The sequence below is a fragment of the Clostridium prolinivorans genome, assembly GCF_004011155.1.
Lineage (GTDB): Bacteria > Bacillota > Clostridia > Clostridiales > Clostridiaceae > Clostridium_AT > Clostridium_AT prolinivorans.
The window spans coordinates 107168-131484 of record NZ_RJWG01000005.1; the positions used below are offsets into that span (position 1 = coordinate 107168).

General features: G+C 27.6%; 21 protein-coding genes. 3 read left to right on the forward strand and 18 right to left on the reverse strand.

Features of this window, described 5'->3' with window-relative positions:
- The first annotated feature begins 325 nt into the window (after nucleotides 1-325).
- Entirely contained in the window at nucleotides 326-1273 is a 948-nt protein-coding gene (locus tag EGD97_RS06700; protein ID WP_078681836.1) for an L-lactate dehydrogenase, read from the forward strand.
- Between the two features lie 108 nt (nucleotides 1274-1381).
- Here the strand turns inward: EGD97_RS06700 and EGD97_RS06705 are convergent, their stop codons facing one another.
- The 8 genes from EGD97_RS06705 to EGD97_RS06740 form a co-directional block, all read right to left on the reverse strand.
- Nucleotides 1382-2218, reverse strand: a complete 837-nt coding sequence (locus EGD97_RS06705; protein ID WP_078681837.1) for a carbohydrate ABC transporter permease — start codon at nucleotides 2216-2218, stop codon at nucleotides 1382-1384.
- Entirely contained in the window at nucleotides 2218-3102 is an 885-nt protein-coding gene (locus EGD97_RS06710; protein ID WP_078681838.1) for a carbohydrate ABC transporter permease, read from the reverse strand. Before EGD97_RS06710 ends, EGD97_RS06705 begins: the two co-directional genes overlap by 1 nt.
- Before the next feature lie 115 nt (nucleotides 3103-3217).
- Nucleotides 3218-4507 carry an ABC transporter substrate-binding protein gene (locus tag EGD97_RS06715; protein WP_078681839.1) on the reverse strand — a complete coding sequence of 430 codons (1290 nt, stop codon included), beginning with the start codon at nucleotides 4505-4507 and terminating at the stop codon, nucleotides 3218-3220.
- Nucleotides 4508-4637: 130 nt separating this feature from the next.
- Nucleotides 4638-6302 carry a glycoside hydrolase family 13 protein gene (locus tag EGD97_RS06720; RefSeq protein ID WP_127836851.1) on the reverse strand — a complete coding sequence of 555 codons (1665 nt, stop codon included), beginning with the start codon at nucleotides 6300-6302 and terminating at the stop codon, nucleotides 4638-4640.
- 235 nt (nucleotides 6303-6537) lie between these two features.
- A complete protein-coding gene (locus tag EGD97_RS06725; RefSeq protein ID WP_078681841.1) occupies nucleotides 6538-7512 on the reverse strand; it encodes a LacI family DNA-binding transcriptional regulator in 975 nt (324 codons plus the stop codon).
- Nucleotides 7513-7525: 13 nt separating this feature from the next.
- Nucleotides 7526-8995 (reverse strand): sucrose phosphorylase, encoded by a 1470-nt coding sequence (gene gtfA / locus EGD97_RS06730; protein WP_078681842.1) that lies wholly within the window; start codon nucleotides 8993-8995, stop codon nucleotides 7526-7528.
- Between the two features lie 54 nt (nucleotides 8996-9049).
- Nucleotides 9050-10012, reverse strand: coding sequence for a carbohydrate kinase family protein (locus EGD97_RS06735; RefSeq protein WP_078681843.1), 963 nt, complete (start codon nucleotides 10010-10012; stop codon nucleotides 9050-9052).
- Between the two features lie 492 nt (nucleotides 10013-10504).
- Entirely contained in the window at nucleotides 10505-12193 is a 1689-nt protein-coding gene (locus EGD97_RS06740) for a glycoside hydrolase family 13 protein (RefSeq protein WP_078681844.1), read from the reverse strand.
- A gap of 512 nt (nucleotides 12194-12705) precedes the next feature.
- Between EGD97_RS06740 and EGD97_RS06745 the strand changes: the two genes are divergently transcribed.
- Together EGD97_RS06745 and EGD97_RS06750 are read left to right on the forward strand one after the other, a co-directional pair.
- A complete protein-coding gene (locus EGD97_RS06745) occupies nucleotides 12706-13164 on the forward strand; it encodes a peptidylprolyl isomerase (RefSeq protein ID WP_228201981.1) in 459 nt (152 codons plus the stop codon).
- 216 nt (nucleotides 13165-13380) lie between these two features.
- Entirely contained in the window at nucleotides 13381-14340 is a 960-nt protein-coding gene (locus EGD97_RS06750; protein WP_323052677.1) for an AEC family transporter, read from the forward strand.
- A gap of 56 nt (nucleotides 14341-14396) precedes the next feature.
- Here the strand turns inward: EGD97_RS06750 and EGD97_RS06755 are convergent, their stop codons facing one another.
- The 10 genes from EGD97_RS06755 to ftsH form a co-directional block, all read right to left on the reverse strand.
- Entirely contained in the window at nucleotides 14397-15425 is a 1029-nt protein-coding gene (locus EGD97_RS06755; RefSeq protein ID WP_078681847.1) for a Gfo/Idh/MocA family protein, read from the reverse strand.
- A gap of 83 nt (nucleotides 15426-15508) precedes the next feature.
- Entirely contained in the window at nucleotides 15509-16435 is a 927-nt protein-coding gene (locus tag EGD97_RS06760) for a sugar phosphate isomerase/epimerase family protein (protein WP_078681848.1), read from the reverse strand.
- A gap of 14 nt (nucleotides 16436-16449) precedes the next feature.
- Entirely contained in the window at nucleotides 16450-17196 is a 747-nt protein-coding gene (locus EGD97_RS06765) for a sugar phosphate isomerase/epimerase family protein (RefSeq protein WP_078681849.1), read from the reverse strand.
- Between the two features lie 23 nt (nucleotides 17197-17219).
- Nucleotides 17220-18308 (reverse strand): Gfo/Idh/MocA family protein, encoded by a 1089-nt coding sequence (locus EGD97_RS06770; protein ID WP_078681850.1) that lies wholly within the window; start codon nucleotides 18306-18308, stop codon nucleotides 17220-17222.
- A gap of 86 nt (nucleotides 18309-18394) precedes the next feature.
- Nucleotides 18395-19267 (reverse strand): AraC family transcriptional regulator, encoded by an 873-nt coding sequence (locus tag EGD97_RS06775; protein WP_078681851.1) that lies wholly within the window; start codon nucleotides 19265-19267, stop codon nucleotides 18395-18397.
- Nucleotides 19268-19310: 43 nt separating this feature from the next.
- Nucleotides 19311-19505 carry a DUF4250 domain-containing protein gene (locus tag EGD97_RS06780; RefSeq protein WP_078681852.1) on the reverse strand — a complete coding sequence of 65 codons (195 nt, stop codon included), beginning with the start codon at nucleotides 19503-19505 and terminating at the stop codon, nucleotides 19311-19313.
- Between the two features lie 217 nt (nucleotides 19506-19722).
- The gene (locus tag EGD97_RS06785; protein ID WP_164850171.1) at nucleotides 19723-20040 is read right to left on the reverse strand and encodes a hypothetical protein; all 318 of its coding nucleotides are present in this window, start codon (nucleotides 20038-20040) and stop codon (nucleotides 19723-19725) included.
- A gap of 218 nt (nucleotides 20041-20258) precedes the next feature.
- Nucleotides 20259-20591 carry a hypothetical protein gene (locus EGD97_RS06790; protein ID WP_127836854.1) on the reverse strand — a complete coding sequence of 111 codons (333 nt, stop codon included), beginning with the start codon at nucleotides 20589-20591 and terminating at the stop codon, nucleotides 20259-20261.
- Between the two features lie 72 nt (nucleotides 20592-20663).
- Complete coding sequence (locus tag EGD97_RS06795; RefSeq protein ID WP_078681854.1) at nucleotides 20664-22334, reverse strand: formate--tetrahydrofolate ligase; 1671 nt, start codon at nucleotides 22332-22334, stop codon at nucleotides 20664-20666.
- 152 nt (nucleotides 22335-22486) lie between these two features.
- Entirely contained in the window at nucleotides 22487-24310 is a 1824-nt protein-coding gene (gene ftsH / locus EGD97_RS06800; protein ID WP_078681855.1) for an ATP-dependent zinc metalloprotease FtsH, read from the reverse strand.
- Nucleotides 24311-24317 lie beyond the last annotated feature (7 nt).

Sequence of the window (24317 nt, forward strand, 5' to 3'; positions counted from 1 at the left end):
TAAGATATTAAATATCAATATAAACATAAAATAATTTTCTTTATAAAAGGGTAAACTCTTCAATGAAAACTAAATTTTTATTATTTATAATTTGATTATAATCACAGTATTTATAGCATTATAACTTTATAATTTAATTTGTAATATAGATATTAATTAATAGATATTATTAATTATATCTATTACATGAAAACTAAATAGAAAATAATAATTCAAGAATGAAATATTTTTATAAAATATAATTATTGTTTTACTATATAGCTAAATTAAATTTAAAATTTTATATTTATAATTTATTAATAAATAATTTTAGGAGGGTTTGTTTATGAGATATAAAGGTACTAAGATATCAATTATAGGTTCCGGTTTTGTAGGTTCAACTACTGCTTTTGCTTTAATGATGAGTGGAACTGCTTCGGAAATAGTTATAGTTGATATAAATAAAGATAAGGCTGAGGGAGAAGCTATGGATTTATCTCATGGTGTATCCTTTGTTAAACCTGTTGATATAAAAGCTGGCGATTATAAAGATACTAAAGATTCAGATATAGTTATTATTACTGCAGGTGCTGCCCAGAAGATTGGCGAAACAAGATTAGATTTAGTAGGAAGAAATTTATCTATATTTAAATCTATTGTTCCTGAAGTAGTAAAATATAGTCCTAATTCAATACTTCTTGTAGTCTCAAATCCTGTTGATATTTTAACTTATATAACTTATAAGCTTTCAGGTTTTCCCAAAGAAAGAGTTATTGGTTCAGGTACTGTTTTAGATACTTCAAGGCTTAAATATATTCTTAGTGAAAATTCAGGAATTGATGCAAGAAATATTCATACTTATATAATAGGTGAACATGGAGATTCCGAAATAGCTACTTGGAGCCTTACAAATATAGCTGGCATGAGTATGGATGAATTTTGCAAAAATATATGCAAAAAATGCGGTGGTGAAAGGAAAGAGGATATTCATAAATCAGTAAAAAATGCAGCTTACGAAATTATTGAAAAAAAGGGTGCTACCTACTATGCAGTTGCATTAGCAATAAGACGTATAGTTGAAGCAATTATAAGAGATGAGAATTCTATTTTAACTGTTTCTACTCTTTTAAAAGGAGAATATGGAATAGATGATATTTATCTTGGAATACCCTCTATCGTTGGTTTATCGGGTGTAAAAAAAGTATTAGAAGTACCTTTAAATAAAGAAGAGCTTAATAAGCTAAAATATTCTGCTAAAACTTTAAAAGAATTATTAAATAGTGCAAAAATATAATTTAATAAAACTAACATATAATTAAGTTTTTTATATAGCATATAAAAATACTGCAGTCTAAATAAATTTTATTTTAGGCTGCAGCTTTTTTATTATTATATTTTAAAATTATTTTATTGATCCTTGCATTACACCTTCAATAATTTGTTTTTGTGCAATAAAGTATCCTATAAGTATAGGTAAAATTGTAAGCAATAATGCTGGTATTAATAACTCCCAGTTGTTCATATACGTACCATTAAATACTTTCATTTGTATTGGCATAGTATATAATTCTGGTTTATTTAATATAAGAGAAGGAAGTAAATAGTCGTTCCATATCCACATTACATTTAGTATAGCAATAGTAACTGCTGTTGGTTTTAACATAGGAAGTACTATACTAAAGAAAGTTCTCTTACGTCCACATCCATCAATTAATGCAGCTTCCTCAAGTTCAAGAGGAATAGATTTAATAAATCCATGAAATATAAAAACTGAAAGTGCACTTCCAAATCCTGCATAGAAAACTATTAATAAAGGAATTGGTATAGTATCAATTAAATTTAATCTAGCTCCATATATATACATCAAAGGTATCATTATAGATTGAAAAGGTATTATCATAGAAGCTACTAATATTGAAAAAAATATATTATTAAACTTATTATTATTTCTTACTAAGTAATAAGCTGTCATAGCTGAAAATAATAGTATTAATGCAGTACTTATAACAGTAATTATAAGACTGTTTGTAAATGTGGTAAGAAAATTCATTTTTTGTATTACTTCTGCAAAGTGATCAAAATTGTAAGTTTGAGGCAAAGCAAATGGATTTTCTAATATTTCTCCATTACTTTTAAATGAGTTTACAATCATTAAAAAGAATGGAAATACAAATGTTATAAAAGAAATTATTAGAATTATATAAGTTAAAATTTTAGATAATAATTTTCTATTTGCCATTATGCTTCCAGCTCTCCTCTCTTACCAAGATAAACTTGAATTCCAGAAATTATAGCTACTATTACAAATAAAATAATTGCTTCAGCCTGTCCCATACCATAATTATTTTCAATAAAAGCTTTATTAACTATATTCATGGTTACCATCATAGTACTGTTAAAAGGACCGCCGCCAGTTAAAGAATAGTTTATATCATATACCATAAATGTATTTTTTAATGTCATAAACATAGTTATTACAAAAGCCGGTCTCATTAATGGTATTGTAATTTTTATAAGTCTTTGCCAGCCATTAGCCCCATCAATAGTTGAAGCTTCTATAACATCTTTTGGAATATTTACTAATCCTGCAATAAAAATAATCATCATATAGCCAGCCATCTGCCATACTGTAACAATAACTATGGCCCAAAATGCTAATTTTTCATCTCCAAGCCATCCAAGCCTTAACATCTCAATTCCTAACTTCTCCCCAATGCTTGGTAAACTTTGGACAAAAATAAACTGCCATATATATCCAAGTACTAATCCTCCTATAAGATTAGGAGTAAAAAGAGAAGTTCTAAAAAAGTTTTGCCCCTTTACTCCTGAAGTAACAAGATATGCAAGAAGAAATCCAAGAGCATTAACAAGTATTATTGAAATTATAACATATTTAACAGTTAATCTCATTGAACTCCAAAAAAGAGGATCTTTAATTGCTGCTTTATAGTTAATAAGTCCTCCAAATTCAGGAGTGCTTATAACTGTTTCCATTTTCATAAATGTTAGATAAATACCATATATAAAAGGAATTAATACTGTAATAGTAAAAACAAACATCGTAGGAAATGTAAAAAACATTTGCTCACCAAGTTTTTTTAACGGTTTTTTTTCTGAAATCATAGGCTACCTCCACTTCTATATTTAGTAAAACTTATGTGCTGCAAAAATAATTTTTTATAAAACTGATGGGTGAATTTTAGACTCACCCATCTAATTAAAGTTATTATAACTTATTTTATTGTTTTTTTGTCTTATAGTAGTCTGCAAAATTCTTTGCTAATTCTGCACGAGTTTCTTTTTTATCAATATATTTTTGAACATGAGGTCCAAGTATATTTTGATATTCAGAAGTTACTACATAGTTTGTGCTAAAAGGCATTGTTTTACCCTTTTCTATAGCATTTGCAATAGCTACGCCTAAAGGATTAGTTACTTTATTAGGATTATTCTTAAATGCAGAAATTATTTGACATTTATTTACTACAAAATCTTGACCAGCCTTATCATATACTAACCAATTAAGGAATTTCTTTGCTGCCTCTTGTTGAGCTGCAGTAGCTTTTTTGTTTATTAAAAATACTTGAGTTGGTCCAGCAGTAATTTTATTGTTTAAAGGATTATCTGGGTTATTATCTACAGGTACAGGTATAAATCCAAATTTTTCATCTGCAACTGCTTTAAGTGAATCATAAGCCCAGTTTCCATTGAATAATATAGCGGATTCTCCTTTACCTACTGATAAATGTGCGTCATCATAGTATTTTCCAAGAGGACGTTCTCCATATTTATTGTATTCTTTTGAAGTTAAAAGGTCTAATGTATCATAATATCCATTCCATACTGGATTTGATGCAAAGTCAAATTTACCTTCTATAATATCTGATACCAATTTATTTGGATCTTCAGCTTGATTGAGAAACTGTGAGCTATAATGATTAGCTACTGACCAATCTTCTGTTTGATAAGCTACTGGATATTTAACTCCTGAAGCTTTAATTTTATCAAGAAGATCTTTAAGTTTATCACGTGTATTTATTGTAAATGGATCAAAAGTACCTCCAACTGCTTTATCAAGTACTTTTTGATTATAAACAAGTCCGAAACCTTCAATTGCAAATGGGAATCCTACAACTTTACCCTCTGCATTTTTAAATCCATAAACTGTATCTTGGTTCCATTTTTGATCTGAAAGATCTATACCAAAATCTTTATATTTACCTAATACAGAACTTGGTTCTACCATTGCAAGTGTAACAGTTTTACCTGATGATGTAAGCTTATCAAGTATATTTACAGGATCTCCAACAGCTACTGAATGTACTTCAACATTTATATCTGGATTTGATGCCATAAAATCTTTTGCTGCTTGTGTAAATTGGTTTGCAATTTCTCCTTTACCATTTGTTATGATAATTGAAACTTTACCATTGGATTTATCTTCTTCAGCAGTTTTTTGTTTTGGAGTACAAGCTGCTAATGATGTTGTAAGTGCTAATGCTAAACTAATTGATAAGAACTTTTTCATATTTTTCCCTCCGTTAATTTTGAATTTGGGTTTTATACGTTTACCATGATTTGATTATACATTCGTTTTCATAATATGTCAAGCGTTTCACATATTTTTTTCTATATTTTTTTAAATATTAAAAAAATTTTTATCTTTTTAAATAAATTCTTGTTTCATAGGGGTTTAATATTAATTTAGTAGTTTTTTTATGCTCTTTAACAGGATAATTATTTAATATTAATTCTTCATAAAACAATTCAATATCATTGTAATCGTAAATAGCTTCTTTTTCTGTTAAATTACATATAATAACAGCTTTTTCTTTATTTAAAGTGCGAGTATATGCATAAATTTGTTCATCTTCTTCTAAAATTAAATCATAAGTGCCATATATAAATAATGGATTTTGTTTTTTTAATGAAATCATTTTTTTATAAAAATTAAGTATTGAATCAGGATCTTTTTCTTGAGATTCTACATTAATTTTTAAATAATTAGGATTTACCTTAAGCCAAGGTTTTCCTGTGGAAAATCCAGCATTAAGCGAACTATTCCATTGCATTGGAGTACGAGAATTATCTCTTGAAGATGCCCATATAATTTCCATTATTTTTTCATGTGGTACACCTTCTTCTCTTTTTAAAACATACATATTTTTAGTACTTACACAATTATAATCTTCTATATTTTCAAATTTAACATTAGTCATACCAATTTCCTGACCTTGATATATAAAAGGTGTACCTTGCATCATAAAATACATGGCTGCTAAAGAAGTTGCACTTTCTCTCCAATACTTTTTATCCTCTCCCCAAGTAGAAACCGCACGAGGCAAATCATGATTTTCAATAAATAAAGCATTCCATCCTTTATTTTCAAGTCCTTTTTGCCATTTTGATAAAATATTTTTTAATGCTTTAATATCAGGTTTTTTATTGCCTTCATTATCCCATAATTTTAAATGTTCAAATTGAAATATCATATTAAATTTGCCTTTTTCTTCTCCTACCCAAAGGGGTGCCTCATCAACATTAACTCCGCTTGCTTCTCCAACTGTCATAATGTCATATTTAGAAAATGTATTCTTTTTTATATCTTCTAAATATTCATGTATGCCTTCTACATTCATATGCTTATCAAAACTTGGTACATATTTTAATCCTTTTTCATTGGGTATATCTTTTAAACCTTCTTCTTTTTTTAAATGACTAATAGCATCTATTCTAAAACCATCAATTCCTTTATCAAGCCACCAATTAATCATATTATATACAGCTTTACGCATATCTTTATTTTCCCAATTTAAATCAGGCTGTTTTTTAGAAAATATATGTAAATAGTATTGATCAGTTTTTTCATCATATTCCCAAGCAGAACCACCAAAAATACTTTCCCAATTATTAGGTTCTTTCCCATTTTTGCCATCTCTCCAAATATACCAATCACGCTTATCGTTATCTTTTGAAGAGCGAGATTCTAAAAACCATGGATGTTCATCACTTGTATGGTTAATAACTAAATCTAATATTATTTTCATATTACGTTTATGAGCTTCATCTAAAAGAAAATCAAAATCTTTCATTGTTCCAAATTCATCCATTATATCTTGATAATCGCTAATATCATAGCCATTATCATCATTAGGTGATTTATATATAGGGCAAATCCAAATTACATCTACTCCTAAATCTTTTATATAATCTAATTTAGAAATAATACCTTTTAAATCACCTATTCCATCTCCATTAGAATCCATAAAACTTCGAGGATATATTTGGTAACATATCGCTTCCTTCCACCATTTTTTATTCATTATCTGCACTCCTTTATTGTCAATAAAATAAAATTTTTATATGTTTTATATGTTAATATCCCCAAATTAAATATTAAATATTAAATTATATTATATTTAGATTTTAAGTTTAATTTTACTTTACAGAATTATATTACACCTTGTTTAAATCTTTGTCAATCGTTTGCACAAAATTTTTAATAAGCAAAAGCATTATAAAAGCTTTTGCTTATTAAATTAAACTTTTTAAATTTATTTATGTGGTTTTTCTTTCTACTAAACTTATAGGAAGAATATTTTCTATAGCAGTTTTTTTCTTTTCTTCTATTTGTTCAATTAAAAGCTTTACTGATAGCTCTCCCATTTCTTTAATTGGCTGTTTTATAGTTGTTAATGGAGGAACTATTAAATAAGAAAGGTTAATATCATCATAACCTACTATTTTTAAGTCATCAGGTATCTTTTTCCCAATTGAATTAGCCACATGTATTATAGATGCAGCTATCATATCACTACTTGCAAAAATCCCATCTATATCAGGATGCTCATTTAATAAACTATATGCTAACTTTTCATAACTTTCAAATATATCAAGCTTTGCTTCTTTTATAATATAATCAACACCTTTAGAATTTACTACATCTATAAAGGCTTGATAACGTTTATTAGCTGGAGTACTAAGCTCTAGCGGCCCGCTTATATGTGCAAGTTTTTTGCAGCCTTTATCTATTAAGAGGTTCGTAGCTAATAATCCCCCTTGATAATTATCCGATGTAACAAAAGGTATATTATTCCCAAAATTTCTATCAAGGGCTACTATGGGAAGTTCTGGAATTAAATATTCTGAAGTTTCTAAAGTATGACTTCCCATTATTATTCCATCTACCTGATTTCTTTTAATCATTTCAACATAATCTTTTTCTTTAACGCTGTCTTGATAAGAATTACATATAAGAACCTTATATCCAGCTTCATATGCATAGTATTCTACATAATTTGCAAATTCTGCAAAGAATGGATGAGATACATTAGGTACTATAAGCCCTAAAATATTAGATTTTCTTCTAAACAAAGAACGAGCTATCTCATTAGGCTGATAATTTAATTCTTCCATTGCATCATATACTTTTTTCCTAGTTGCTTCACTTATATATCCTCTATTATTTAAAACTCTTGAAACTGTTGTTACCGTTACTCCTGCTATTCGTGCAACATCTTTTATAGTAGCCATAAAAATCCTCACCCTATATAAAATATTTTACCACATTATTGTTTTCATCAACATAATCTACTACAGATTTATTAGTTCTTAAATCTATAAATAGTATACAATATTTTTCATCCTTTTGCCAAGAAAGACGAATTTCATTATTTTTAGAATCTAAAACTTTAAACTCTCCGTCAAAAGCTGGATATTCATTTCTAAATCTTATAAGTTTTAATAATCTTTGTACAACTTGCTTTTCAAGTGATTTTTCAATTTCTTCTAAAGTAAAATTATGACGGTTAATTTCACGTCCTTCACCAGTTTTTTCTACAGCTTTAAAGTCATTTTCTCCAGCAAGTAACCCTACATAATATATTTGAGGAATTCCTGGTACAAATAATTGTATAGCTCTAGCTGCTAAATATGCATCATCATCACAGTTAAGCATTGAATAATATGTTCCTCTAATTTGATGAACATCAAAACCATCTGGATCTTTATGTTCATCAGATACAATATAACTTAAATTTGAACCTCTTTTAAGGCATATATCAACTACTTTTCTAGCTTCTTTTGTATCTATTAAATCATCCATATCGGGTTTAACAGGAACACCATCATGACAGTCAAGCATTGTAAACTGTTTACTTGGTCTTGTTTTAATATAATTTAAAAGCTTTTCACTAGATTTGTTTATAAGTGCATCTAAAATAGTATAAGGTAAAATAAAATCATATATCCAAAATCCATGTTCAGATAATCTATACTGTATAGAATAATGTGCATGAACTTCTGGAAGCAGTTCTATTTTTAAAGAATCAGCTAATGATTTTATCCAATTAAGAAATTCATATATTTCAGGTTCTACAAAAAAGCAGCTTGTTCCAAGTTTTTTAATTACATATCCTACTGCATCTAATCTTACAAGCTTAATGTTATTTTTATTAAAGTTTATAAAAAATTCTTCTAAAAGTTTTTTAACTTTTTCTGATTTAATGTCTAAATCAATCTGTTCTGAAGGATCAGTTTTCCCAAAAGTAGTCCAAACACTTTCTTCTTTACCTGTTTCTTCAATTATAAAAGTAGAATATGGTTTTTCCCTTCTAAGAAACATTTTTTCTATATCTTCTTTTACTGGTTTCCCATTAGGCCAAATCTTGTCTAAAGTTATAAACAAATCAGCATACTCTGATTTCCTTCCCTTTTTTAAAAAGTCTTGAAAATATTTAGATTGTCTTGAAATATGATTTACCATAAGATCAACCATTATATCAAAATTTTCCCCAATTGCTTTTATATCTTCCCAAGTACCAAACTTAGGTTCAATTTCTAAATAAGTTATAGGTGCAAAGCCTCTGTCGCCAGAAGAAGGAAACGGAGGTAAAATATGAACTCCTCCTTTAAAAATATCCGAAAAATATTTCAAAAGTACTTTATTTAAAGTTTTTAAATCTCCTCCTAATGAATCAGGGTACGTTATAAGTTGTACTTTATTTTTTACTGGCATGTTCAATTTCTCCTTTCACAAATATAATAAATAATCTATAAGATATCTAAAACTTTAAAGATTATAAATTTGTTTTATTTCTTCAAGACTTGGAAGATTTACTACTGCTCCTGTATATTTTAATTTGTAAGCGCTTACTGCAAACCCTAAATTTAATGCTTCTTTTATAGTGTATCCTTTTATAATTGCAGTATAAAATCCTGACCAAAAAGCATCTCCAGCCCCTGTAGTATCTACAACTTCTTTAGCTAAAGTATTAAATTTAATAATTTCTTCTCCATTTGAAGCTATAGCGCCATCTTTACCAAGTGTCATTATTACAAATTTTGCTCCAAGATTTAAAAATTTCTTAATCTGATTTTCATGTGTGTCAGATCCAAATAATCTTTCTGCATCATCCTCAGAAGGTTTAATAATATCAACATATTTAATTATAGATTTTATATACTCAACCCCATTTTCTCCTTTTTCCCATAGCATTGGATGATAATTAGGATCAAAGCATATCATAACATTATTTTTTTTAGCTTCTTCTATAACTTTATTTATAGTATTGCGTGATGGTATTCTTGATATTGGCCAACATGAAAAATGAACTATTTTAGAATTTTTTACTGCTTCTTCAAGCTTATCATTATATTCTAAATGATAGTCAGCTTCTCTATAAAATATAGGAGTAGGAGTTGCCTTACTTTTTGTAACTAAAACCATACTCGTTGCATAATCAACTTCTTGAATACAATCTGTATTTATATCTCTTTTCTTTAAATGATTAATTAAAAATTTCCCTAATCCATCTTTTCCAACTGCTGATGCAACTAAAGAATTAATGCCTAATTTTTTTACATTCATTGCAATATTAGAAGGAGAGCCTCCAAAAAACTTATTATAAGTATTACATTCAAAATTATCGTCGTAATCTAATGATATCATGTCTACAAGTAATTCTCCTACTGTTAATATATCATTTTTTTTGTTTTCAAATTTAATTTTATCATTATAATTATAATTAAACATATTTATTATGCCTCCACATTAATTTTATTTACTTTATATTAAAAGTAGCGTAAATTTAAAAAATAGATGCCTAAATTTAGTTTTTATGGTTGATATTTAAATCACTAACTTACATATGTGCTATAATTATTAAATAATATTTTAATAATTTATACAATTTTTAAAATATTATATATTCTTATATAATTTTACTAGGCACTATTATTAATGTCAACCGATTAATATATATATAACAAAAATCTTGTATATAAACAATACATATTTGTAATATTATACAAATTTATTGTTTGTATACAAGATTTATTTATAAAATAATAATATTATGATAAGATAAAATTCAACCTATATAATTTAATACCAAAAGCTTCCCAATAAAATAATTTATTTAAGACAAATTTTAATACTTACTTTATTATTATTTTATTAACATACAAATAATATTTGCTTTTTTATAATTAATCTAATATTTTGTATTATATTTTTATTTTAATTTTACTTTTCTAAAATATATACTCTTGCCTCATAAGGTTTAAGATTAAAATCTATTATATTTTCTGAATCAATATCATCATAGTTTCCTATAATATATTTCTTTCTTTTAAATTTTATATTATAGGGAAGTTTAAAATTTGCATAAGAATTAGTAAAGTTACATATAACAAGAAGTTTTTTATTATCTAATGTACGTGTATAAGCATAAATTGAAGTATTATCTTCAAGAATTAATTCATAAATACCATAAATTGCAATTTCATTTTCTTTTCTTATTTTTATTAATTTTTTATAAAATTCCAAAATAGAATTTTTATCATTTATTTGAGATTTTACATTTATAAATTTATAATTAGGATTAACTTTAAGCCAAGGCTTTCCATTAGTAAACCCAGCATTTTCACTATTATCCCATTGCATTGGAGTTCTAGCATTATCCCTACTTCTTTTATGAATTGCCCTTAAAGCTTCCTCTTTAGATAAACCTTCATTTAGTGCATTTTTATATTGTCCAATAGATGCAATATCATCATAATCTTCTATTGATTCATATTTAACATTAGTCATTCCTATTTCTTGTCCTTGATATATAAATGGTATTCCTTTTAAAAAGAAATAACTTATTGCAAGCATTTTTGCTGATATTGGACTAATATCTTCTTCTTTTTTTATATATTTATTTAAAGACCTTGGTTGATCATGATTTTCAATATATAAAGCTCCGAATCCAATTTCATTATAAACTTCCTGACTTTCACTTAAAGCTTTTTTAAAGTCTAACAAAGTCCATGGATTTTCTTTATACCACCTTCCATCACTTCCAATATCTAAATCTGCATGTCCAAATTCTATAAGCATATCAAAAAATCCATTTTTGCCTGCATATTTATATAAATCTTCTTTAGGAACTCCAGGAGCCTCTGCTACAGTAAAAATATCATATTTAGAAAAAGTTTTTTCTTTAAGTTCGTTTAAAAATTTATCTATTCCTTTTTGGTTTAAACACGCTTTACCTATAGGTACTAATTTTTCATTTCCAACTGGTTGTAAATCTTTAAAATCATTTCCTTTTTTTATAAATGTTATAGCATCTACTCTAAAACCACCAATGCCTTTATCTAACCAGTAGTTTATCATTTCATAAAGACTTTCTCTTACTTTATAATTTTCCCAATTTAAATCTGGCTGTTTTTTAGCAAAAACATGAAGATAATATTGATTTGTTGTTTTATCATATTCCCAAGCCGAACCTCCAAAAACCGACTCCCAGTTATTAGGCTCACTTCCATCTTCTTTAGGATCTTTCCAAATATAATAGTCTCTTAAAGGGTTGTCTTTTGAAGATTTAGATTCTATAAACCATTGATGTTCATCAGAAGTATGATTTATAACTAAATCCATGATTATTTTTATATTTCTTTTTTTAGCTTCTTCTATTAAATTATCCATATCTTCCATAGTACCAAATTGATTTGCTATACTATAATAATCTGAAATATCATATCCATTATCTGCCATAGGACTTTTATAAACTGGACTTAACCATATAACATCAATTCCTAAATATTTTAGATAATCCAGTTTTGAAATAATGCCTTTAATATCTCCTATTCCATCATTATTAGAATCATAAAAACTTTTAGGATATATTTGATAAACTACACTATTTTCCCACCATTTTCTTTCCATTATAAATTCTCCTTTCATCTAAAAACGTTTAACCATTTATGCTGATTTATTTAATTAAATAATTGGTAACACATATAAAAATTTATCTTTGCAAAAATTATAAACGGTTAACATGTTTATGTATCAATTATAAAACAATTATAAAAAGTTAACAACTCAAATCAAAAATTTAAAAATTATATTATATTCAATACAAAATAATCAATTGAATAAAGTTCTCTATTTTGATAACATACTTATTATAAGAATTTTTATTTTACATGAGGAGGAAATTTATGAGATTTAAAAAAATATTTGTTACTACATTATTAAGTTTTTGCTTAATTTTTAGTGCTTGCTCAAAATCACCTGCAGAAAACACTAATAATCAAAGTAAAAATCAAACGCAATCTAATGAAGCTAATAATGTACAGGTAAAAAAAGCTGAAAAATCACAAGCTTTAGCAAAGGAATATACTTCTGAAAATTATAAAAGTAAATATGAAGGTAAAAAACCTATAGTTACTATAAAAATGGAAGATGGTTCTATAATTAAAGCAGAGCTTTATCCTGATATTGCCCCAAGAACTGTAGATAATTTTGTAAGTTTAATTCAGGAAAAATTTTATGATGGATTAATATTTCATAGAGTTGTTCCAGGTTTTGTAATACAAGGAGGAGATCCTCTCGGTAACGGAACTGGAGATCCAGGTTATTCTATTCCTGGAGAATTTACAAGTAATGGTTTTAAAAATAATTTAAAACATGTAAGAGGTGTTCTTTCCATGGCAAGAGCACAAGATCCTAACTCAGCAGGTTCACAATTTTTTATAGTAACAAAAGATTCTAATTTTCTTGATGGAGAATATGCTGCTTTTGGAAAAGTTATAGAAGGTCTTGATGTTGTTGATAAAATAGTAAACGTAAAAGCAGTAAATGAAAAACCAGTAGAAGATCAAGTTATGAAGGAAGTTACTGTAGAAATAAAATAAAATTTTAGTATATATATTTTTTAAAATTTAATACAAATGCAGCCGTCTAGTAAAATAATAATTCTCTTTATCAAGAATAAAATATATTAATTACTCATATTATTATTTTACTAGACTATATTTAATTTTATGTTGAATATCTATTCAAATGAGTGTATGCAACTTATTGTAAGGGTAGAATATTTAATTTGATTTTATGTTGGATATGTATAGTAATTGAAAAAATGTGGTGATAAAATGATTTTATTAGATGCAATCCAAGGTGTTTTAAGTGTAATAATTATAATAGGAATTGGCTACATACTATCTTATAAAGGCTGGTTTGATGAAAGTACTTCTAAACTTTTTTCTAAAATGGTCGTAAATATATCTCTCCCATTATACATGATTTCAAATTTGATGAATACTTTTAGTAAAGAAAGTCTTTCTCAAGCTGGTATAGGAATTATAGTTCCTTTTATTTCTATGATAATCTGCTATCTAATAAGTATTTTTATAGCAAAAATTATTAATGTTAAGCCTGAAAGAAAAGGTACATTTCAATGTATGTTCTTTCTTTCAAATACTATTTTTATAGGACTTCCTATTAATTTAGCACTGTTTGGAGAAAAAAGCATTATTTATGTACTTTATTATTATTTCTCTAACACAATTTTATTTTGGACTTTAGGAGTTTATATTATAAAAAAAGATACTAAAATAGATAATAAAAGTATATTTTCTATAAATACTTTAAAAAGTATATTTACCCCTCCTTTAATTGGCTTTGTAATAGCTATAATACTTATTTTGCTAAATATAAGCCTTCCAAAATTTATAATGGATACATGCAAATATATAGGTAACTTAACAACTCCCTTATCAATGTTATTTATAGGAATAGTTATATACTCTATAAATTTAAAGAACTTTAAATTTGATAAAGATGTATTTTGGGTATTAATAGGAAGATTTTTAGTAGCTCCTCTTATTACATATATATTTTCTTTAGTTTTTTCCCTTCCTTCATTAATGAAAAATGTATTTGTAATTCAAGCTTCTCTCCCTGTAATGGCAAATACAGCTATAGTAACCAAAGAATACGATGCAGATTACGAATATGCTGCAATGATGATTGCTGTTACTACTATAGCCAGTTTAATATTTATACCTATTTATAGATTTTTACTTGGATAATATAAAAACCGTCTAAGACTAGATTTAGAAAACAATCTAATCTTAGGCGGTTTTTATTAAAATTTAATTCTTCTTTTCTCTTTTCCAGAATCATAAATAGCACAAATCATTTTTTGTGTTTTTATAGCTTCTTCTCCTGTAATTTCCGGCTGTATTCCTTCTAATAAAGAATTATAATAATTTTTAATCTGCTTTATATGGCTTACACCCCAATATCCCTTAGTTCCATTTCCATAATGGAAAACTTCATTTGGATTATTATCTGCTATATATTCCCTTCCATCATTAAATTTTATAGAAGCTTTATCTGCAACCATTTTAGCAATTCCATTTTCACAATAAAGTTCAATTTCAACAGGTGCATCATATCCATAGTAATTAATAGCATAAAATCCAGCTACAACACCATTTTTATATTTTATTACCCCTTCTGCTGAATCTTCTACTTCTATAATATTATGAGCCCTATTGCTTATATTAGCATCTACATATTCGATTTCGCTATCAATAAACCATCTCATTAAATCCATAGTATGAATTGCTTGATCTATTATAACTCCACCTCCTTCTTTATCCCAAGTACCCTTCCAATCACTTTTACTATAATATTCATCAGAACGATTCCAAGTAACAGAAAGCTTTCCAGAAATTATTTTCCCTAATTCTCCTGATTCTAATGTCTTTTTTATAAGCTGTGAACCAGGATTATATCTGTTTTGAAAAATGACTCCCAAATTTACATTATTTTCTTTAGCCGTTTTAACCATAATCTCTGCATCTTCAAGTTTAATAGACATTGGCTTTTCAGTTAAAACATTTACTCCTTTGTTTGCTGCATAAATAGCTACTTCAGGATGTAGATAATGTGGCAGGCAAATATGAATTACATCTAAATTTTCATTATCTATCATTTCTTTGTAATCAAAATAATATTTGCAGTTAAATTCTTCTGCTTTTTCTTTTGCTCTATCTTCTTTTATATCGCAAACTGCTACAAGTTCTGCACATTCTAACGCATTTACAGGTATTGCATGCATAGGGAATATATTACCGCAGCCTACTATTCCAACTCTATATTTATTCATAAAAAATCCTCCTTAAAAACTATTTATATACTTTTAAAGTGAAGAAACATGATTTTTCACTTTCTTCACTTTAAAGTTAAAATTTACACAAATTTTTTTAGATGATTTAATCCAATAGTTAATCCTTCTTTAACCTTTTCCTCGCTGCCTTCATATAATGGATCTTCATGTTCAATACTTATAACTCCATCAAATCCTTTGCTTTTTACAACATTAATAAGTTTTTCCCAGTCAACTTGTCCAAGACTTGGCATACGATATCTCCAATATCCATATTCTCCTTGTTCTCCAGTATATAGCTGTCTATTGTTTATTCCATATTTATTTAATCTGTCCGTATAGATTTCTGCATCTTTTGCATGCATATGGAATATTCTATCTGAAAAATCCTCTGCAGCTTTTAAATAATCAATAAATTGAGGTACTAAATGAGAAGGGTCAAAGTTTAATCCAAAGTTTTTACTTGGAACCCTCTTAAACATCTCTTCCCAAAGTTCTGGAGTATAAGAAATAGTACCAGGTAATCCTGGAATTTGCCATCCTCTCATATCGCAATTTTCTATCATAAGTTTAATGTCTCTTTCTTCAGCATAAGCTACAAGCTCAGTGAATACTTCTTCAAACTCATCAAAATTTTCTTTCATACTTTTATCTATATTTCTTCCTGCAAATGTTCCAACTAATGGAGTTTCAAGCATAACAGCTGCATCTATAACCTTTTTAAGATGGTTATTTATAAAAGCTCTCCTTTTTGGATCTTTATCTAAATTATTGTCATAATAAGCTAAAGAAGAAATTTCAAGATTATATTCTTTGAAGTATTTTTTTATTTCTTCTGCTTCTTCTTTAGTAAGACTATCAACATCTATATCACAACTTGAATAATCTCTATCATTTTCATTAGGCCAGCAAGCAACTTCAAGTGTTTTAAAACCTGCTTCACTTGCCCATCTTGCTTTTTCTTTAAGTGGCATATTTCCCAAACAAACTGTTAAAAACCCTAATTTCATTTTTTACACCTCTATTAAATAATATTTATTTTTTTTAAATTGTTATAACTTATTGTTATACTTTCAATAGGATCTATCTTGCATTTATCCTGCTCAACTATAATCCATTCAGCTTTATTTATTTTTGCCTGATTTATAATTTTATCTATAGGTAAAATCCCATTACCTATTTCCGTAAATTCTCTTTTTTCAGTATTATCCATATCTTTAATATGAATTAATGGAGTTCTATATTTATACTTATTTAAATATTCTATAGGATCTAATCCGGCATAAGCCACCCAATAAGTATCAATTTCAGCCATTAAAATGTTTGATGTTGTATCTTTATATAAAATATCTAATCCATAAACACCATCAAACATTTTAAATTCATGTGCATGGTTATGATAACAAAGATTTAGCCCTGCATTTTTTAGTTTAGTTCCTATTTTATTAAATTCTATTGCCATATTAACAAAATCTTCTTTACCTTTAAACTCCAAATAAGGACATACTACATATTTATTGCCAATTTCTAAATTATAATATATTACTTCATCTAAATTATTTCTAAGTTCATCTATATTTATATGAGCTCCTGCTGGCTTTAATCCTAAATTATCTAAAAGTAATTTAAGTTCTCCTGCATTCATTCCTCCAAAACCAGCAAACTCTACTCCCTTATATCCTATTTCAGCTACCTTTTTAAGAGTGCCTGAAAAATCTTTCTGCATTTCTTCTCTTAAAGTATATAATTGCAATGCTATAGGAATACTCAATATAATTCCACCTCTTTTTTATATTATTCAAAATATACTGCTTTACCAGTTTTAGAAGATTCATAAATAGCTTCTAATATTTGCGTAACTACAAGAGCTTCTTCTGGTTTAACAATAGGTTCAGTATCATTTAATATTGATTCAATCCAAAGTCTTGCTTCTAAATCTTCTGCTTTTTCTGAAGTTCCATCATAAAAAGCAACTCCACCAGAATTTAATTCAATCTTTGTTTCATATAATTTACTTAAATTTTCTCCATTTATACGAAGTCCATTTACCATATCTGCTCCGCCTTCTGTTCCACATAAAGTTGTCTGTCCTTCACGTACATCTAAACTATTTAATGCCCAACTTGACTCAAGAACTATAGTAGCCCCATTTTCCATAGTTATAAATCCAAAAGCTGAATCTTCTACAGTAAATTTTTCAGGATCCCATGAACCCCAAGCATTAGCTGCATTTTTTTTGTCTGCTAATTTATGATATTTAGTTCCAAGTACTGCCTTTGGTTTATAATTATTCATCATCCAAAGAGTTAAATCTAATGCATGAGTTCCAATATCTATTAATGGTCCTCCACCTTGTTCTTCTTCATTTAAAAATACACCCCATGTAGGTACAGCTCTTCTTCTTATAGCATGAGCTTTTGCATAATATATCTCTCCTAAATCTCCTTTTTCACAAATACTGTGCAAATATTGAGAATCTGCTCTAAACCTGTTTTGATATCCTATTGTAAGCTTCTTCCCAGTTCTTTTTGCTGCTTCTACCATCGCTTTAGCTTCAGCATAAGTTTTTGCCATTGGTTTTTCACACATTACATGCTTTCCAGATTCTAACGCATCTATAGTTATAAATGAATGAGATTTATTTGGAGTACATACATGTACTACATCAATTGAACTATCTTTTAAAAGTTCTTTATAATCAGAATAGCATTTTGCATTTTCTGTTCCAAATTCTTTTGCTGCTTTTTCAGCTTTTTCTAATATAATGTCACAAAATGCAACCATTTCAACATTATTGAGTTTAGATAAAGCTGGCATATGTTTTCCATTTGCTATTCCGCCACAACCTATAATTCCTATTTTAAGTTTTTTATTTTGTTCCATGATAAATCCTCCATTTTATATTTAATAGTTTTTGTCGTCGTTTACATTAATAATTATATTAAAAAAAATAGAGGATTACTCCTCTATCATTGCTCATTTATTCTCATATTTTGCTTTTTTCTATACTCTGTAGGTGAACACTTTTTTATTTCTTTAAATACCCTATTAAAAGTTTTAACACTATTAAATCCAGATTTAAAAGCTATTTCTGTAATATTATCGTCATCATTTATAAGAAACCATTCTGCTTTTGTTATTCTAAAATTATTTAAATATTGCCCAAATGTCATTCCAGCATTTTGTTTAAAAAATCTTGAAAAATGATATACACTAAAGCCTGCCTCTTTAGCTGCATCTTCTAATGTTATATCTGATATATAATTATTTTCTACAAATTCAAAAACATTTTCTAGTCTTCTTAATACATCTCTTTGTTTACTATCTTCTTCAAAAGTCAATGTTTCAATAGGTACCTTTCTTAATAAAAGAACTACTAAATCATATAGTCTTGCTTTAAGTGCAAGTTTATAACCTTCTTTTTTTTCATTATACTCTCTAATAAGTTCTTTTATTTGTTTTTCTACATCATATTTTACTTCTTTTCCCCAAAAACTGCTTAGCCTTTTTGAACGGTGAAATAAAGGTCTAAGTCTTTGTCTTTCTTCAATTCCAGAAGCAATATTATCAAAAATAGCTAAATTAAACTGAATGACTACTCTGCTGCTTTTATTATATTCTGGTAAAAAATAATGAATATCTCCACTTCCTATTATAAAAATATCACTTTCTGAAAGATTATATATATTGTTATTAACTCCTACCCTTACTCCGCCTTCTACCATATATATTATTTCTATTTCATCATGCCAATGATGTGGAACAGAGGTGTATCCTTCATTTATAAATAATCTAAATGGGAAATCCGGTTCTAAAACATTTTTTTCAAACCAAGCTTCCATATTACCCCCCTCTTTTTAAATTACAAATAGTATTTTATAAATTTTATTTATATATAAATTGATTGTTATCCACATTATACACATATCCAATTGTGGACAACTTGTTTATAATTTCTTCTTCTTTTATTCCATAATTTTCACAAAAAGAAGAAAGACTGTAAAACTCATCTCTAAGTTTCATATTTACTATGCTTAACAACATATATGAATCCATTTTTAACATTTCTTCTCTATCCATAGTTTAATCCTTTCCAATGTGTATTTATATTTTCATATTTAAATCTTCATTTAATGCTTTTTAACTATTGTTCATATGTTTATTTTTATTTTATATTATGATTAACCCACAATAAACTGTAAATTAATTTTTACTATACAATTTATAGTATTTATAAATTTCTATTATATCTATATATAGCAATGAACATTTAATAAAAAGACTTTTTGTGAGATAATCATTTTATTTTAATAACTGGAAGTACACTTTGATTATAATTATTTATTTCTATTTTATCATAAGGTATTACATATAGATACATTAATTCCATTTTAGATTTATTATATTTCCATGTAGATTTAGCAGATCCTATATTATCTTGAGCACAAATTCCATTAAGCATTTGCTTTCCTTCAAGCTCATATATTCCATCCTTATCAATATCTACAGGTTTAAGCTCTGCAAATCCTTCTTGAAATCCCTTAGTCTCTTTTAAAATTTTCCCTTCACTATTATAAATCATTTCTTTTATATAAATATCTTTTTTTGAAGTCATATCTTCAATGAACATACTGTTATATTTTTTATCTAAAATGTTTACTTTAAAAAAATCTTTATAATATATATCAAAATCAATACCTAAAGAAAATTTTTCTTGATTAAATAAATATTTTGTTTTATTACCTTTAAAAGATATTAAACTATAAAAACGGTTATTTTGCTGACTGTCTAGACTTATAAATACATCAGATATTTTATCTCCATTAAAATCTCCTAAAAAAAGTCTCCCATTGTATCCATAATCAATTTTTCCAATAGAAATATTATGATATTTTTTTCTTTTCCATATTTAATAATTAAAGATATTTTATTACTCCAAGAACTTCTCTTATCTTCTTTATTTCCTATGAGTATAACATCATCTTTAATATTGTCGCCATTTATATCTTCATATTTATAATCAAGTATAACCGTATTAGGTTTAAAATTACTATTTTCAAATTTACTGTTTATTTTATATTCATTGTCTTCTGATTTTGCTTTATATAATGGCACTAAAAAGATAAATGCTAAAAATATCACAGGGATTATCTTAATTTTTTTCATCTCATATCCCTCCCTTTTAATATTTTTAGCATCTATTATATATTTATGTAATTTTTAAAAAAGATTTTTTAATTAGAACAGTCCTACTATAGTTCCGTCTTCAAGTATATCCATCTTTTCTGCTGCTGGAACTTTAGGAAGTCCAGGCATTACCATTATATCTCCTGTTAAAGCTACTATAAATCCTGCACCATTTGATACTCTTATTTCTTTAACTGTTATGTTAAATCCTTTTGGTCGTCCAAGTAAATTGGGATTATCTGAAAGAGAATATTGAGTTTTCGCAACACAAATTGGGAGCTTATCAAGTCCTATTGTTTCTAATTCTTTTATTTGTTTTTCAGCTTCTTTTGTATAATTTACTTCATCAGCTCCGTATATTTCCTGGGCTATAATCTGTAATTTTTCTTTAATTCTTAAATTTTCATCATATAAAACTTTAAAATCACTTGTATTATTTCCCAAAATATCTATTACTTTTTCTGCTAAAGAAATACCACCTTCTCCACCTTTTTCCCAAACCTCTGTAAGAGCTGATTTAACTTCCAATTTATTGCAATACTCTTCAATAAATTTAAGTTCTTCTACGCTATCAGTAACAAACCTGTTTATAGCAACTACAGGAGTAACTTTATATTTTCTTACATTTTCTATTTGTTTTTCTAAATTTTCTATTCCTTTAGCTAAAGCTTCTAAATTAGGTTCTCCTAAATTTTCTTTTTTAGCTCCTCCATGCATCTTAAGAGCTCTAACTGTTGCAACAATAACAACACATTCTGGTTTTAATCCTCCATATCTGCATTTTATATCAAAAAACTTTTCTGCACCTAAATCTGCTCCAAAACCAGCTTCAGTTATTACATAATCTCCTAATTTAAGTGCCATTTTTGTAGCAATAAGGCTATTACATCCATGAGCTATATTTGCAAAAGGTCCTCCGTGAATTATAGCTGGAGTATTTTCTAAAGTTTGAACAAGATTTGGTTTTATAGCATCCTTCATTAAAAGAGCCATAGCACCCTCAACTTTTAAGTCTTTACAAAAAACTGGATCTCCATCTAAATTATAAGCTATTAATATTTCGCCCATTCTCTTTTTTAAATCCATTAAATCTTTAGAAAGGCATAATATAGCCATAATTTCTGAAGCTACTGTTATCATAAATCCATCTTCTCTTAAAAATCCGTTGGCTTTACCACCCATACCTACTACAATATTTCTTAATGCTCTATCATTCATATCCATTACTCTTTTAAATATAATCCTTCTTGAATCAATTCTTAAGGAATTCCCTTGATGGATATGATTATCTATAGCTGCTGCAAGTAAATTATTAGCCGCTGTTATAGCATGCATATCACCTGTAAAATGAAGATTAATATCTTCCATAGGAACTACTTGAGAGTATCCCCCTCCAGCAGCACCACCTTTAACTCCAAAAACTGGTCCAAGAGAAGGTTCCCTTAGTGCAATTACTGCATTTTTACCCATTTTGCAAAGAGCTTGTCCAAGCCCTACTGTTACTGTTGATTTTCCTTCTCCTGCTGCTGTTGGATTTATAGCAGTAACTAATACAAGTTTCCCATCTTTTTTATTTTTATTTTTTTCTAAAACATCAAGAGAAATTTTACATTTATATTTTCCATAAAGTTCAATATCATCTTCAGTAAGTCCAATTTTTTCAGCAATTTTAACTATTGGTTCCATTTTAGCACTCTGTGCTATTTCAATATCATTTTTCATCTGTATTCCTCCCATAAATCTTTCTTCTTTTTATATTATATCCTAATAAAAAATAAAGATAAACAAATTCATCTTTATTTTCATATTTTGAAAGATGAAATTTGTTTATCTTTAATATGTTTAAACTGCTCTTTAATTTTAGAAATTATGCATTAAACATTTGCTTCTATTGAAGTATTATTAAATATAGCTTCAAATTCATGAGCTTCAAGCTTTTCTTTCTCAAGAAGTGCTTGAGCTACTGCATGGAGCTTATGAATATTTTCAGTTAAAAGTCTTTCTGCTCTATTATAAGCTTCATCTATTAATCTTCTTATCTCGTTATCTATTCTAGCTGCAACTTCTTCACTAAAGTTTCTGCTACGGCCTAAATCTTTTCCTATAAATACTTCATCATGACCTGAAGTAAATGAAATAGGACCAAGTTCATCACTCATACCAAATTCCATAACCATCTTTCTAGCTATTGAAGTAGCTCTATCTATATCATTTTTTGCACCTGTACTTATATCACCTATTATAAGTTTTTCAGCAACTCTTCCTCCAAGAAGTCCTGTCATTTCATCTTTAAGTTTTGACTTAGAAGTATATGCTCTATCTTCCTCTGGAAGATGCATAGTATATCCTCCAGCCATACCTCTTGGAATTATGCTTATTTGATGCACTGGATCAGAGTTAGGTAAAAGTTTCATAACAACAGCATGCCCTGCTTCATGATATGCTGTAAGTCTTCTATCTTTTTCACTTACTACTCTGCTCTTCTTTTCAGGTCCAGCTATAACTCTTGTCACAGCTTCTTCAAGTTCATCCATGCCTATAACTTTTTTATTATTTCTAACTGCTAAAAGTGCAGCTTCATTCATTAAATTTTCAAGATCAGCACCAGTAAATCCTGGAGTTCTCTTTGCAAGTATATCAAGTCTTACTTCTTCAGAAAGAGGCTTATTTCTCGAATGAACTTTTAAAATTTCTTCTCTTCCTTTAACATCTGGTGCACCAACAACTATCTGTCTATCAAAACGTCCAGGTCTAAGTAAGGCTGGATCTAATATATCTGGTCTATTAGTAGCTGCTATCATAATTATTCCTTCATTTGCTCCAAATCCATCCATTTCAACTAAAAGTTGATTTAGAGTTTGCTCTCTTTCATCATGTCCTCCGCCTAAACCAGCACCTCTTTGTCTACCAACAGCATCAATTTCATCGATAAAAACTATACATGGTGCATTCTTCTTTGCTTGCTCAAAAAGATCTCTAACTCTAGAAGCTCCAACACCAACAAACATTTCTACAAAATCAGAACCAGATATACTAAAGAAAGGTACTCCAGCTTCTCCAGCTATGGCTTTTGCAAGAAGTGTTTTACCTGTTCCTGGAGGTCCTACAAGTAAAATTCCTTTAGGTATTCTTGCTCCAACATCAATATATTTTTTTGGTTGTTTTAAAAAATCTACTATTTCAGCAAGTTCAGCTTTTTCTTCGTCTGCTCCTGCTACATCATTAAATGTTACTCTTTTTTTATCGGGAGTAGCCATTTTGGCTCTGCTTTTCCCAAAATTCATAACACCTCTGTTGCCTCCACTACCCTGAGATTGCTGCATAAACATAAACCAAAATGCTACAAAAATCAAAATTAAAAATATTGTTGGAATATATTGTACCCAAAAAGGTATAGTTACAGGTTTAGAATAATCTTCCTTAACCTCACCATTTTTAGGATATTGTTCTATAAATTGAAATAATCTTTCAGGCATAACTGTTGTTTCATAAGCTGTTCCATCTTTATAAGTACCTGTAACAGTTCGTTCTTCACTATTAACTTTAAAACTTTGTATATTATTATTTATCCATTGCTTTTGAAATTCATCAAAATGAATATTTTTAACATTTTTACCTGTTTGGGTTAAAAATGTAGATGCAAAAATGATTACAATAAGAATTATAATCCAGGCCGTAATACCAGAATATTTTTTCATATAGGCC

Bases quoted from the DNA above. Each gene is read 5' to 3' on its own strand.
- EGD97_RS06710 (WP_078681838.1), bottom strand. From the start codon at position 3,102: ATGATTTCAGAAAAAAAACCGTTAAAAAAACTTGGTGAGCAAATGTTT.
- EGD97_RS06790 (WP_127836854.1), bottom strand. From the start codon at position 20,591: ATGAAAAAAATTAAGATAATCCCTGTGATATTTTTAGCATTTATCTTT.
- EGD97_RS06705 (WP_078681837.1), bottom strand. From the start codon at position 2,218: ATGGCAAATAGAAAATTATTATCTAAAATTTTAACTTATATAATTCTA.
- EGD97_RS06735 (WP_078681843.1), bottom strand. From the start codon at position 10,012: ATGTTTAATTATAATTATAATGATAAAATTAAATTTGAAAACAAAAAA.
- EGD97_RS06715 (WP_078681839.1), bottom strand. From the start codon at position 4,507: ATGAAAAAGTTCTTATCAATTAGTTTAGCATTAGCACTTACAACATCA.
- EGD97_RS06745 (WP_228201981.1), top strand. From the start codon at position 12,706: ATGGAAGATGGTTCTATAATTAAAGCAGAGCTTTATCCTGATATTGCC.
- EGD97_RS06795 (WP_078681854.1), bottom strand. From the start codon at position 22,334: ATGAAAAATGATATTGAAATAGCACAGAGTGCTAAAATGGAACCAATA.
- EGD97_RS06700 (WP_078681836.1), top strand. From the start codon at position 326: ATGAGATATAAAGGTACTAAGATATCAATTATAGGTTCCGGTTTTGTA.
- EGD97_RS06785 (WP_164850171.1), bottom strand. From the start codon at position 20,040: ATGACTTCAAAAAAAGATATTTATATAAAAGAAATGATTTATAATAGT.
- EGD97_RS06755 (WP_078681847.1), bottom strand. From the start codon at position 15,425: ATGAATAAATATAGAGTTGGAATAGTAGGCTGCGGTAATATATTCCCT.
- EGD97_RS06760 (WP_078681848.1), bottom strand. From the start codon at position 16,435: ATGAAATTAGGGTTTTTAACAGTTTGTTTGGGAAATATGCCACTTAAA.
- EGD97_RS06775 (WP_078681851.1), bottom strand. From the start codon at position 19,267: ATGGAAGCTTGGTTTGAAAAAAATGTTTTAGAACCGGATTTCCCATTT.
- EGD97_RS06780 (WP_078681852.1), bottom strand. From the start codon at position 19,505: ATGGATAGAGAAGAAATGTTAAAAATGGATTCATATATGTTGTTAAGC.
- EGD97_RS06720 (WP_127836851.1), bottom strand. From the start codon at position 6,302: ATGAATAAAAAATGGTGGAAGGAAGCGATATGTTACCAAATATATCCT.
- EGD97_RS06725 (WP_078681841.1), bottom strand. From the start codon at position 7,512: ATGGCTACTATAAAAGATGTTGCACGAATAGCAGGAGTAACGGTAACA.
- EGD97_RS06740 (WP_078681844.1), bottom strand. From the start codon at position 12,193: ATGGAAAGAAAATGGTGGGAAAATAGTGTAGTTTATCAAATATATCCT.
- gtfA (WP_078681842.1), bottom strand. From the start codon at position 8,995: ATGCCAGTAAAAAATAAAGTACAACTTATAACGTACCCTGATTCATTA.
- ftsH (WP_078681855.1), bottom strand. From the start codon at position 24,310: ATGAAAAAATATTCTGGTATTACGGCCTGGATTATAATTCTTATTGTA.
- EGD97_RS06770 (WP_078681850.1), bottom strand. From the start codon at position 18,308: ATGGAACAAAATAAAAAACTTAAAATAGGAATTATAGGTTGTGGCGGA.